The following is a 12,600-nucleotide window of genomic DNA, read 5'->3' as shown; positions in this document are numbered from 1 at the left end:
AATCCCTCAATAAACAGCTTCCCTCCGCTGGTATTACCCAGACTCAGGTGTTAAGGGTGTGATCTCAGCCTGGTTATGTAGGCACCCCTAGCATGGATGTAGTGTATCACTTTCAGGGTAACTGAAACTTCTAGCCAGAAGCCTAGTACCGCAGGGCGGAATTAAAAATTAAAAATTAAAAATTAAAAACGAATACAGCATGAGGGTTTCATTGATTTGGAATGGGTGGTTTATTTCCGCCGCACTGTACTAGTAACTGGGGTTGCTTGTATGGCTTTCTTGATGAATCCCTGAGACACTGTGAATTTCGGGCGGTGTTGGGTTAAAAAAGAAACATGAAAATCATCAAACCCATCACCAATTGGTTAGAAACCCGCGCTTGTGCCCCAACTTATGGCGGTTGGGTGCTAGCAGTAACGGCTATTTGTTTTTTCGGAGCAGGTATCAATACGATGGCTGGTTGGCTATATGCCATTAGCGGCATTAGTTTTGCCCTTTTGGTTGTAGCAGCCATCTTACCACCGCGATCGCTCACTGGTCTATCCATCACCCGCCGTCCTATGCAACCTGTTTCAGCTGGTGACGATCTAACTGTGGAATTAGAAATCCGCAATCAGACACAGCAGCCTGTAAGTTTGTTGCAAGTCGAGGATATACTACCCTTCGTCTTAGGGAAACCAGCACAAAAGGCAATCGAAACAATTACTAGGCAAGGTAGTTACCGTTGGGTATATTACCACCCTACCCAGCGTCGGGGTGTTTATCGTTGGCACACAGTCGAACTAGGTTCTGGTGCGCCTTTAGGATTATTTTGGTGTCGCCGTCAGTATGATTGTGCGGCTACAGCGATCGTCTATCCTACAGTGTTACCCTTGGCTACCTGCCCCTTAGTAGACGAAATGGGGCAAGAAGAGAGCAAAAGGGGCGATCCTCGTGGTAGACCCTTGCAGACAGCGACAACAGGGCTGGTGCGATCGCTCCGTCCTTATCGCCTTGGAGATCCTACCCGTCTGATCCACTGGCGGACTAGCGCCCGTTATGGGGAATTAAGGGTGCGGGAGTTAGAAATGGTCACAGGTGGCCAAGAAATAGTTATTGCCCTTGATAGTGCTAGCAATTGGGAAGAAGAAAACTTTGAACAAGCAGTAATTGCCGCAGCATCACTGTACTTTTATGCACATCAACAACAATTACAGGTGCAGTTATGGACAGCATCGACAGATTTAATTAAAGGCGAGCGTTTTGTTTTAGAAACCTTGGCAGCAACCACAGCGCTAGAAGATGCCAGTTCATTAGTTCCTAAAAGCTATCCCTTGATTTGGCTAACTCAAAACCCCCTGAGCCTTGCTACTCTTCCTCAAGGTAGTCGCTGGGTTTTGTGGCCAAATATTTCTGCACCAGATGAACCAGAGGTAATTAATTGGGAGCATCCTGGTATAGTTTTGCAAAGCGATCGCGCTCTCCAACCCCAACTGCAAAAAACATTAAATTCGTATTAATCAATACCTTAGACAAAAAACTGTACCCTAGAAGGGCTATACCAACAAAACCTAATTTTATAGATTTTTAGGTGGGCTTCGTTTCGTTCGTATAGCCGAGACTTCTAGGCATTCGGGCAAGGTGTAAGGTTTGAGTTAACTTTGCTTTAGCTGTTTACGTCTTAATGCTGAACCAGCACTTAAAGTAGCTATTGACAGTAGCGCTGGTAGTAATGTAGGTTCGGGAACAGATGTAGCTTTTTCATTAAAGGTAAAGTTATCTAGCGCAAACTGTGTCCCGCCACCACCCATCTCTTTAAGATAATCTGGTTCAACTCCACCAAAGGACGTAAACTTTAATTCATCAACACCAAAATAATCAAAATTAACTAAAGTTGGCTGTGTCGTATCTACAACCACAGTTTTTGAATACAAAGTTGCACCGCTCTTTAAACCTTCTACAGTAACTGAAAGACCATTATTCCAAGTAGCTGCTAGGTAAGCACTGTTGAAGTCAAAAATACTATCACTGACTAGAGAAGGTTCTCCAAATCCGTTGAAAGCCACATAGTCTCCTGAGACTCTTCCATTGTCTTCACCTGTACGTGTAACTCTAGGACTTGAGCCATTTACGTAGTAAAAATTATCCCAATTAAATCCTCCGTAACCGTTAGGAATCTGATCATAATATGAAATAGGCGCTATATCATCAAATGTTAAAACAGTTGCTTGTGCTACTGCTCCTATTCCCAAAACAATGACTGTTGCTGCGATCGCAGCAGTCGATAAATTTTTCGCAACAGTTGAAATACTCATGCTCAATGTGTGTTTTTTTAATGAAACACTTCAGAGTTTACATGAGGTAACAAAATAGACAATTATTCTTGCTTATTTTTTTGATAAAATATCATAAAGTTGTGATGAAGAAAAATAAATCTAATGTATAAATAAAGCAAAAAATAATACAAAAATTTACCCAAGGGGCGTTTCACGTCTCCCTTTAGATGTGTCCCAGCCTCATTTTATGGTGAGAACAAATCAGCCTGTTAACTTTTAAATTCTGCTTGAAGATGCAAATTGAATTGTAATTAGCTAATTTACAGCAGTTTTCATGTATTTGAACTACATCTGTCGTAGTGGCAATTCATGAATTGCCCGTACGGTGTGGTCTATTCACCTGAAAATAGCTGTAAGTTAAGTTTGTGTAATTTTTTAGATTTTGTCTGATCCCAGCACACCAGACATATCAGCCCTTGAGCAGTTAAGGTTGGGGAAATACACCCAGTAATCACCTACTGCTGCTGAGGTACAATGCAAAGAAATATTTAAATTATGAGCGACCTATCCACATGATCACATCAGAACATAACACAAAATCCAGCGATAGAAGTCTAGAGGCAATGCGGCATTTTTCTGAACAATACGCCAAGCGGACTGGAACATACTTCTGTTCTGAACCTTCTGTTACCGCAGTTGTGATTGAAGGACTAGCCAAACATAAAGATGAACTAGGTGCGCCTTTATGTCCCTGTCGCCATTATGAAGATAAAGAGGCTGAAGTTCACGCCACATATTGGAACTGTCCCTGTGTGCCAATGAGAGAACGCAAAGAGTGCCATTGCATGTTGTTCCTCACCCCTGACAACGAGTTTGCTGGCGAAAAACAAGATATCTCTCTCGAAACAATTAAAGAAGTCCGAGACAGCATGGGATGAGCGAAACCATTCCCCAAGAGTTTTGGCAAGGCGTAGAACAGTTCAATTCTGGTCAGTTCTACGCCTGTCATGACACTTTAGAGGCTTTATGGATTGAGGCTGGCGAACCCGAAAAAACCTTTTATCAGGGCATTCTCCAAATTTCTGTAGCACTGTATCATTTAGAGAATCGCAACTGGCGAGGTGCAGTAATTCTACTTGGAGAAGGCGGCAATCGCCTACGCCGTTACCCATCTAGTTACGGCGGTGTTGATGTAGATGAGCTATTAAGTCAGAGTGCAGCGTTGTTGACGACATTACAACAAATAGGGCCAGATAGGATTACATCTGGCGATCTGGGTGAAAATCAGGTCTTATCTTTGCCTAAAATTGTGCTGTCTACTGATTAGACATCTGGTAAATAATTATGCGTTGTCCAAAATCTTTGGTAGGCAACATTCTTAAACAATTTGTAATGACGCTCTCTACTAGATGCTGAAAGCGAGTCCGCAAGCGTCATTACGAATTACGAATTATGATGAATTGTGCCTACGGCATTTTCATTCAGATGCCAATTACCTGAAACCTTGAGGTTGGGGGTAGCGTCACTATTTCAGCCAGTAGTTATCGGAAATCACTCCAGATTGTATATTTCATATCTGGATAAAGTACTTGAGATAATTAGAATGCAAGCTGAAATCCTAAATCCCTAATTGCTATGATGCCCTGCTATCAATTGCCCATATCCCAGATCCGTCGCTTTGGATTAGCTTTAATGCTACCAGTTGCGCTCTTGGGCGCTTTTACCTTCCCTACCCAACTGCAAACCGCTACTGCACAAACATCCAAAGACAATCGCCCCCTCACCATCCGCGCTGATGTGCAAGAATATGACGCGAAAAATCAAGTAGTCACCGCTCGCGGTAATGTGCAAATGTTGTACCCTGCTCGCCAGATTCAAGCGACATCCGCCCAAGCACAGTACTTTAGTAAAGAGCGCCGAATTGATTTCAGTGGTAACGTCTATATTTTGCAACAGGGCGGTAACAGTATTCGGGCAGAAAAGGTAACGTATTTAATTGATGAAGGGCGATTTGTTGCCTTACCTCAATCCAACCGTCAGGTAGAGTCTATCTACATGGTTCAGGAATCGGATAACGATGGACAAACGGCGACACCTGCCCCAAAAACACCACCTTTGAAGCCTTCTAATTAGCATTTACCACCAAGAAAGGGTTCCTCCAGCGTGAAAATTGTTTTAGAGAATATTCACAAATCTTACGGCAAGCGAGTAATTGTCAATCGCGTCAATCTTTCTGTTGGTCAGGGCGAAGTCGTTGGTTTACTAGGCCCCAATGGGGCTGGTAAAACAACGACCTTTTACATTGCAACAGGTTTAGAAAAACCTAATCAAGGAAAAGTTTGGCTGGGTAATCTGGACGTTACGGGAATGCCAATGCACCAAAGGGCGCGCCTGGGTATTGGCTATCTAGCACAAGAACCAAGTGTTTTCCGCCAACTCTCAGTACAGGATAATATTCTGTTGGTGCTAGAGCAAACGAATGTGCCACGATGGGAGTGGTCAAGACGACTCACAACTTTACTGCGGGAGTTTCGCTTGGAAAAATTAGCCAATAGCAAAGGAATTCAACTTTCTGGTGGTGAGCGACGGCGGACTGAATTAGCAAGGTCTTTAGCTGCTGGACAAGAAGGGCCAAAATTTTTACTTTTGGATGAGCCATTTGCGGGAGTCGATCCGATCGCAGTTTCCGAAATTCAGCACATTGTCGCCCAACTACGCGATCGCGGCATGGGAATCTTAATTACAGATCATAATGTCCGCGAAACCCTTGCCATCACCGACCGCGCCTACATCATGCGCGAGGGACAAATTCTTGCTTTTGGCGCTGCTGACGAACTCTACAGCAATTCCCTCGTGCGGCAATATTATTTAGGGGATAATTTTCAAGTCTAAATTTGCAATTATTAATTATTTAGTTAATAATTTCAAAGGCGATTTTTATATTTAATTTAAATTTAATTTAATTTATTTGATTCTGCTTTCTTACCCATTAAAAACTAAATTTTGATACTAAATACAGCCGTTTGCAACTAAGTGAGGTAAAGAACTTAGACTTCAACACCAAATCTAAAGACTATTTTTTTTACTTCTGCCCCCTGCCTTCTACCTCCTCCAGGGTTGCCAATATTTAATTTTTCAAGTTGCTTATGATATCAAAGAAGTTCACGCCTTTCTACAATCTCCGTTCGCTGCTGCCTTTTACGATCATGGATCGTTACCTTGCCAGCGAATTGATAGCGCCCTTTTTCTTTGGTGTCGGAGCTTTTTCATCAATTGGTGTCACCATTGATGCTGTATTTGATCTCATCAGAAAAATCGTAGAATCTGGGCTATCTATAGATATTGCAATTCAGGTTTTTTTGTTAAAGTTTCCCAACTTTATTGTTTTGGCCTTCCCCATGTCTACGCTGCTGGCTACTTTGATGACCTACAGTCGTCTTTCTAGCGAGAGCGAACTAATTGCCCTGCGTGGTTGTGGGGTCAGTGTCTATCGCATAGTGCTAACTGCTGTGATGTTAAGTCTTGTGGTTACAGGATTGACATTTGTGTTTAACGAACAAATTGCACCAGCAGCAAATTACCAAGCGGCGATGACTCTGGATAAAGCCCTGAAATCAGACAAGCCAACTGTAAAACAGCAAAATATTTTCTATCCTGAATACCAAGATGTTTTCGAGCCGGATGGTTCTAAAAATAGAATATTGTCGCGCTTGTTTTACGCTGACCAATTTGATGGTAAGCGGATGAAAGGTTTGACGATTATAGACCGCTCAACCAAAAATCTGAATCAAATTGTGGTATCTGAATCAGCCCAGTGGAATGCTTCTCAAAATGTCTGGGATTTTTACAACGGTACTATCTATTTTGTTGCAGCCGATCGCTCATATCGCAACATTATCAGATTTGAACACCAACAACTGCAACTACCGCGCACGCCATTAAGTCTGGCAGAAAAAAGCCGGGACTACGGTGAGATGAATATTGCTGAAGCCCTAGATCAACTACAAGTAGAATATCTAGGTGGCGATCGCCAAAAAATTCGTAAACTCGAAGTGCGGATTCAACAAAAAATTTCCTTACCCTTTGTATGTGTAGTTTTTGGCTTAGTCGGTGCAGCGATGGGAAGCATCCCCCAGCGCACTGGAAGAGGTACCAGCTTTGGGATTAGCGTTGTAGTGATATTTTCGTACTACTTAATTTTCTTTATTAGTGGTGCGATCGCGCAAGCAGGTGCCCTCTCTCCCTTTATGGGGGCTTGGTTGCCCAACTTTCTTTTTTTGGGAATAGGTCTATTTTTATTGATGCGAGTTGCCAGACGGTAAATTGAAGGGGATGAGGCAATACTGCTCGGATAAGCAGGGGAGGCAGGGGAGGCAGGGGAAGGAGGGGAGGCAAAAACTCTTCCCCTGCCTCCATTTCTCCCCCTGCTCCCCCTGCTTGCCTCAACCAAGAAATTCCAAAACCTACGCAGTATTGCCTCATCTCCCGCTCATTCTGACACTTCATCAATTACGGATGATGATTTCGACATTCCGGTGCATCTGGGTTTTCTTTGCAGTATTCTTCAAAAGAGACTTTAGCTGATACCATACCTTCAGCTTTCTGATGAGCCGCTTCTGCTTGAAGTTCTTCTACCTCATCCCAGGCGGCTGCACAGGCTTTAGAATAAGCACCTTGTTCAGTGCAAATAGCGCGAGAGTGTTCAATGGCTTTTTGAATTCTTTCCTCCAATTGTAGGGCTTTTGGCGCTTCTACAAAGTCACTTTTGGTCAAAATGTCGGTAATCGAGATAATACCCAACAGCTTGCCTTGAATCACAGGTGCCCGATGAATACCAGTGTTAGCAAATAATCGCGCTACATATTCTACACCCAAATCAGGATTGACCACAATGCAGGGCTTGCTCATAATCTCGTAAACCCACACTTGCTTGGGATCTTTACCGTAGGCTATTACTTTATAGACAATATCCGTTTCTGTGACAATACCATAAGCATCATTGTCATGGCGACGATCCACAACCAGCGATCGCAATTTTTTTGCCTTCATCAGCGCCACAGCTTCAGCAACAGTCGCCGAACCGCGAATGGTAACTACGTTTTTGGTCATGATATCTTCAGCTCTCATCATTGCTGTAGTCTCCTGGTAAATAGTACAGTGCGGCGCAGCGCCCTTAAGGGCTTATGTATCGAAGCATTGCAGCACACAGTTTGCTAACTCGAAAGTCAAAAGAAAAAGTTGAACTTTTGTCCAGCTACAACATTAAACTTAGAGCAACTGTCAATTCGTGATGATATCCAATGTGACCAATGCCCAAAAACTAACCATGAATTGCCATAACTTTCTAGAAAATCTTCCCAAAGCACTCCAGGCGCTAAAAAGTAAATTTTTGACTACTACATATCTATTAGTAATGACTAATAACTGATGGAGAAGTTAGGATAAAATTACCATCCAACTTAAATTGAGATATTTCCTGTTAAGGAAAGCCAAAGAATTAAACAGTAACCTCTTCAGCTTCCATCAAGTTTTTCCGATTTCGAGTAAATTTCTATTATCAATCCTATGGCACATCGTGATTATCCTCCTGCCTACTTACGCTATCTCAAAGCCAGATTATGGAATTTAAGTCGCCCTGGTTTTTGGGGAACTGGAATTTTTTTATCTGTAGTCGGGTTATTAACCTGGCAATACTGGTCAAATCCAGATATTTTTGTCTATAAGCAAAAAAAACAAGTCTCTTCACAAACGCCTACTGATTCATCCCTGTCACCTGAAAACAGAGCCATTGCAGCCGATATTGATAACTTGCCAGTTTTATTTAATGACTTTGAGCAAGCAACTATCTCGGCAACGACAAATACCCCCAAGGAAAACACTCAGAAAAAAAAGAGCGAAGGTTTATTAGATGATGTAATTAACAAACAAAAGTCTACTACTGATACCAAACTAAATCCTGCTTTAGGTGTTAATAGCGACACCTCCCCAGCCTTTAAAAATCCCTTTGTCGTACAGGCAGAAAATTCATTGCAGATGGGGATGGTTGATGGTAATAACCAGTTTCTAGGTCTTAATACCTTAACTTCGCCCTCTGAACCAACAGGGGAGCAACAAACATCCTCTAGTAGTATGGGAATTGGACTGACCAATCAAACCAACAAGAATCAAAATTCTGTCCCTATCAACCCTCTGCAAGCAGCACTCAACCAATCGACAAATCAGAAGTTGTCTGGTTTGAATGGTACTACAACTGTACCAAATGGTTTAGGCCAAGTTTCTGACTCAGGAACAACGCTAATGCCACCTATCAACAACTCACCCAGTCAGAATTCTCTACCAAGTACTGGGTTAACTCCAGGGATGGGCTACACGTCAACTGGTAAGAACTTACCGCAAAATCCCTACAACAATTTAAATAACGGTCAGGTATTGCCTAGTACTGGGTTAAATACTGGTACAGGTTATACTTCAACGGGTGCAAGCTTACCGCAAAATCCCTACAATAATTTAAATAATGGTCAGGTAGTGCCTAATTTAGCACCAGTAACGCCGCCAGTTACCTCTACTGTACCAAGTAATATTTCACCTTACTCTAGCCAAATTCCAAATCAAGGCATTGTCACCCCCACAAATGGGAGTTATGGTTTGCAGCAGCCAACGCAACCACAGTCTAATTACGGCAATTATGTACAGCAGCAACCAACGCAACCACAGTCTAATTACGGGAATTATGTACAGCAGCAACCAACACAGTCTAATTCCTTATATCTTCGCCAGCTTCGAGACAAGTATAGAAGTCCGGGTCAAAACTAGAGGGAAGCGCAAAGTTACCAGAAAATTCGCTCCGAATTAATGAAATGTTGTACTAAGGTGATTGTGGACTATTGGGAATAATCGGAACTTCTGGTGTTTCGGGTTGTCGCTGTTGTCGTTGTAAATATTTACTCAATACATAAGCTATATCTCCACGGGTAACGGGTTTTAGTGGGGAAATGTTTCCTTGAGCATCTGTGTTGAGAAATCCCTCAGTAGCTACTGTAGCGATCGCTTTTCTAGCCCAAGTTGGGATAGACTTTTCATCTGGATGAGAAGCCAGAATCTCGTTAACAGCGTCATCAGGAAACTGAAATACACCATAAGCCTGGGCGAATATAGCCAGAGCTTCTGCCCTTGTTACTTTTTGATTAGGAAAAAATTCATTGCCCCGATAGCCTTTCATGATGTCAGTTTTTAAGACTGTCTGTATATCATTAAATGCCCAATAAGAACGAGGAACATCTGGAATAACTAAATTTTCTTTGCTAACAGCTTGTCTTTTATCTAGCCGAAATGCTCTTACCATAATCGATGCTAATTCGGCCCGATTCAGTAACCTTTCTGGATAAAATTTGCCATCAGAAAAGTTTGTCATCCATTTAGCAGCAATTACCTGTTGAATAGAATCAGACGAGATTCCAGAAGTCGTTTCTGGTACTTGAGCAATTGCTGTTAAATTTTGTAGTAGTGCCACTAAAGATAAAGTAATTGAAAGCTGACGTATTACCATAACCACTTTTAGCTGCTAACGTGAATTTTAGGGCAGGGAGCAGGGGGAGGTGAGGGAGACAAGGGGGACAAGGGGGAATTTTAACAAGTTTCTTTCCCAATTCCCAATGCCCAATTCCCAATTCTTTAAAAGAAATCAGCCATCCAAGGTGAAGCACCTGCAAATATTTGCGTAGCGATTAAGATAGCTGTTTCTGTACCATTAAGTTTTCCTGCTTGTTGCAAATGATAGGGTGTGAACAAGCTTGTATACAATGGTGACAATTCGCGGATATCTAGCTGTAGCTCACCTTTTCCGCCTCTTGTGACTTCACCACGTCCGTTGGCAACAGAAAGAATAAATTTACCATTATTTCCAGTTAGCAAATTATCTTGAATTTCTAGGTGCAGTTGGGCTTGGATTCCCGGTGGATAACCACGTAATTCCAGTGCCTTGACTACCTCTATTATCCGCAGCAGCCAACGATTCGTAGTTTTAATCTTGGCAGTTTGCTCTGGTAGCAGCAATGTCAAGGAATCAATTGCAGAACTCTTCCATCGTACGTGCTGAATTTGGGAGCGATGATTTGCTAGAAAAGACCAGAAAGTTTGTGCAGCAGCAACTGTACTCAGTACCCAATCTTTCACGACGAGGACTATACCATTTTCTGTTCGCTCTTGAGTAAAAATTATGTAGCCTTGGGGTTGGTCTTTAGTACCAATCAAATAGGTATAGACTATTTCTTTCTCATTTGCTTGAATTATTCGCTCCCAGATTGCTGGATGTCGGTCTAAATAGCCATGCGTTTGTCTCGCTTGCTGCTGATATAGCTCATGAAAGACTTCATTATTGACGCTTGCTACTAGTTCTAAAGGTAAGGGTTGCTCCCGTACTTGGATATTTTGGGTAGCAACTTCCCAAATACACCAGCTACCCCCTTGCTCATAACCTACTTTTCGATACAAAGTTTGAATCTCTGGATAAAGAGCGGAGATTGCTATACCTCTATTGTAAAGTTCTTTGAGGGTGTGCTGCATAAGAGCGATCGCAGCCCCCGAACCGCGATATTCTGGAGCAATACCCACTACGGCAATTCCTGTCATTGGTACACGTTGACCACCCCACCACTGACCCATGTCGAGAGTTGCTAATCCACCAATTACTTGCTCTAATCTCCGAATAATGCGGAAATTTTCTTTGCCAATCAGGTTGATGTAAGCTTCCTCGCCACCAAGGGCGCTGATGAAACACTGTTCAAGGATATGTTCTAGCTGCTGAATATCCTGTGGATGGGCGAGAGTGCTGTATTCAAATTGAGCCGTCATCTTGATTTACTTTATAAATATAAGGGTTAGTGGAATTAAATTTTGGCTTTAGAGGTTGTTTGAAAAGTAGTGAAGTGTGATTTTAGGCACTACGTTGATCCCCCCTAACCCCCCTTAAAAAGGGGGGAACCGGAATCAAAGTCCCCCTTTTTAAGGGGGATTTAGGGGGATCTACAAGGGTTAGGCGTATAAAAAAACTTTTCAAACAACCTCTTAGAAGCTGGCTAATATTTAAATTTCAATTATAATTCCAAATACTTATTTATAACTCAATCAAATACTCATGAATGTTGTAATCAATTTATTGCTTTTTTTGCTGCCAATTCTGAGCAGCTTTTGGATTGCCCAAACTTTCAACCCTTTATCTTCTTATCAGCCTCTCCAGACTATAGACGGGGCGGCTTTATATAAAAAAGAGTTAGCGAATGGGAATGAAGCCTATTTACAAGTTATTAATCTCGGCAAAATGCATATAGACCAAATTATCTCAGAAGTAGATAACATGGGTGTAAGGGAGGGTAAATATTATAAAGGAGAAGGTGAATATTACAGCCCTTTTTTCCAAAGAAAGTTGTTTTCTGAAGTTGCAGATGAATATAATAAATTTTACGAAAATAACGTTTTTTCGATAATTAATTGTTCTTTTTTTGAACAATACCAATCTAGTACTCAATTATCCTTTCCTATTAAACTAAATGGTGTAGTTATCAGTGGTGGCACTAGCCCTTATGGGCCAATCAAGCAACCAAAAGATAAATACTATAGTAATATTCACCTCAAAGCCCTAGTCTGGGATAATAAGCAAGCATACATTACCGATTACGACCAGGTTAGCGGTGCGCCCCTCAACCAAAATGCAGTGAAGAATGCGATCGTCACTTACCGATACGGCGATCATCCAGCAAAAGTATTAGCTCAAAACCAAGCAAATAAGTATCAAGTCATCGGGACTCTAGACAAAGATGGTGTTAAAGGTGACGAGTTATTATTGATTATGACGGTGAAAAAAGCAACTCTGGATGAGGCAGCAGATTTATTACGTAAATTAGGAGTTAAAGGCGACATCATTACTGTTGACGGCGGCAGATCGACTTATTTGTTCAATTCCCAGAACGGAAATATTATTGTTCCCCAACTGTCTAATCCGCAAGAAAATCCTACCTTCCGAAACCTCCCTCATTATCTGGGATTCCGTAAGAAAACAAAAAATCAGGTTGCGCCACAAATCTCCATCGATCAACCAGTGAAGAAAGTGCTTCCCAAGAAGGATCAGCCATATTTAATATTATGGCGGGATAATTTTGATGGCGATGTCTCGATTAAGCTGTACGATAGAGACAAACTTATCCAAAATATTTCTTCCCGTACCGCTAGCGATGGTGTTTATGAGTGGATACCACGTATTTCTGTAAAAGAAGGCTATTATATTCGTATTTCTAGCTGGAAAGACCGGAATATTTTCGGGGAGTTGCAATTGTAATTAAAATCAGGGTTG

12 protein-coding genes and 1 riboswitch are annotated in these 12,600 nt (G+C 41.9%); of the genes, 8 read left to right on the top strand and 4 right to left on the bottom strand.

Translation table 11 applies throughout. The features are described 5' to 3' along the window. Positions 1-2: 2 nt before the first annotated feature. Positions 3-99, bottom strand: a riboswitch (TPP riboswitch). A 236-nt stretch (positions 100-335) separates the two neighbouring features. Further along, the gene (locus GTQ43_RS02740; protein WP_265270482.1) at positions 336-1,499 is read left to right on the top strand and encodes a DUF58 domain-containing protein; all 1,164 of its coding nucleotides are present in this window, start codon (positions 336-338) and stop codon (positions 1,497-1,499) included. A 135-nt stretch (positions 1,500-1,634) separates the two neighbouring features. Here the strand turns inward: GTQ43_RS02740 and GTQ43_RS02735 are convergent, their stop codons facing one another. Next, the gene (locus GTQ43_RS02735) at positions 1,635-2,294 is read right to left on the bottom strand and encodes a PEP-CTERM sorting domain-containing protein (RefSeq protein ID WP_265270480.1); all 660 of its coding nucleotides are present in this window, start codon (positions 2,292-2,294) and stop codon (positions 1,635-1,637) included. A 533-nt stretch (positions 2,295-2,827) separates the two neighbouring features. Here GTQ43_RS02735 and GTQ43_RS02730 point away from each other — a divergent pair. The 5 genes from GTQ43_RS02730 (at position 2,828) to GTQ43_RS02710 (ending at position 6,577) form a co-directional block, all read left to right on the top strand. After that, positions 2,828-3,193, top strand: a complete 366-nt coding sequence (locus GTQ43_RS02730) for a ferredoxin thioredoxin reductase catalytic beta subunit (RefSeq protein WP_094328080.1) — start codon at positions 2,828-2,830, stop codon at positions 3,191-3,193. Further along, positions 3,190-3,582, top strand: a complete 393-nt coding sequence (locus GTQ43_RS02725; protein WP_265270473.1) for a DUF309 domain-containing protein — start codon at positions 3,190-3,192, stop codon at positions 3,580-3,582. Before GTQ43_RS02730 ends, GTQ43_RS02725 begins: the two co-directional genes overlap by 4 nt. A 308-nt stretch (positions 3,583-3,890) precedes the next feature. After that, positions 3,891-4,388 (top strand): LptA/OstA family protein, encoded by a 498-nt coding sequence (locus GTQ43_RS02720; RefSeq protein ID WP_265270471.1) that lies wholly within the window; start codon positions 3,891-3,893, stop codon positions 4,386-4,388. Positions 4,389-4,418: 30 nt separating this feature from the next. Further along, positions 4,419-5,147 (top strand): LPS export ABC transporter ATP-binding protein, encoded by a 729-nt coding sequence (lptB, locus tag GTQ43_RS02715; protein WP_265270469.1) that lies wholly within the window; start codon positions 4,419-4,421, stop codon positions 5,145-5,147. 314 nt (positions 5,148-5,461) lie between these two features. Further along, positions 5,462-6,577, top strand: a complete 1,116-nt coding sequence (locus GTQ43_RS02710; RefSeq protein ID WP_265270467.1) for an LptF/LptG family permease — start codon at positions 5,462-5,464, stop codon at positions 6,575-6,577. Between the two features lie 187 nt (positions 6,578-6,764). On the opposite strand, the gene GTQ43_RS02705 is transcribed toward GTQ43_RS02710, so the two are convergent. Beyond that, on the bottom strand, positions 6,765-7,385 hold the full coding sequence (locus GTQ43_RS02705; RefSeq protein ID WP_265270464.1) for a CBS domain-containing protein: 621 nt from the start codon (positions 7,383-7,385) through the stop codon (positions 6,765-6,767). 435 nt (positions 7,386-7,820) lie between these two features. Between GTQ43_RS02705 and GTQ43_RS02700 the strand changes: the two genes are divergently transcribed. Then, a complete protein-coding gene (locus tag GTQ43_RS02700) occupies positions 7,821-9,068 on the top strand; it encodes a hypothetical protein (protein WP_265270462.1) in 1,248 nt (415 codons plus the stop codon). 52 nt (positions 9,069-9,120) lie between these two features. Here GTQ43_RS02700 and GTQ43_RS02695 read toward each other — a convergent pair whose 3' ends face one another. Continuing rightward, complete coding sequence (locus GTQ43_RS02695) at positions 9,121-9,801, bottom strand: S-layer homology domain-containing protein (RefSeq protein ID WP_265270460.1); 681 nt, start codon at positions 9,799-9,801, stop codon at positions 9,121-9,123. 125 nt (positions 9,802-9,926) lie between these two features. Then, positions 9,927-11,105, bottom strand: coding sequence for an enhanced intracellular survival protein Eis (eis, locus tag GTQ43_RS02690; protein ID WP_265270459.1), 1,179 nt, complete (start codon positions 11,103-11,105; stop codon positions 9,927-9,929). A 283-nt stretch (positions 11,106-11,388) separates the two neighbouring features. Between eis and GTQ43_RS02685 the strand changes: the two genes are divergently transcribed. After that, positions 11,389-12,585 carry a phosphodiester glycosidase family protein gene (locus GTQ43_RS02685; RefSeq protein ID WP_265270457.1) on the top strand — a complete coding sequence of 399 codons (1,197 nt, stop codon included), beginning with the start codon at positions 11,389-11,391 and terminating at the stop codon, positions 12,583-12,585. The last annotated feature ends 15 nt before the right edge of the window (positions 12,586-12,600 follow it).

Source organism: Nostoc sp. KVJ3, assembly GCF_026127265.1.
Lineage (GTDB): Bacteria > Cyanobacteriota > Cyanobacteriia > Cyanobacteriales > Nostocaceae > Nostoc.
The sequence above is the reverse complement of the archived record's forward strand: the minus strand, read 5'-3'. Positions and strand labels throughout refer to the sequence as shown.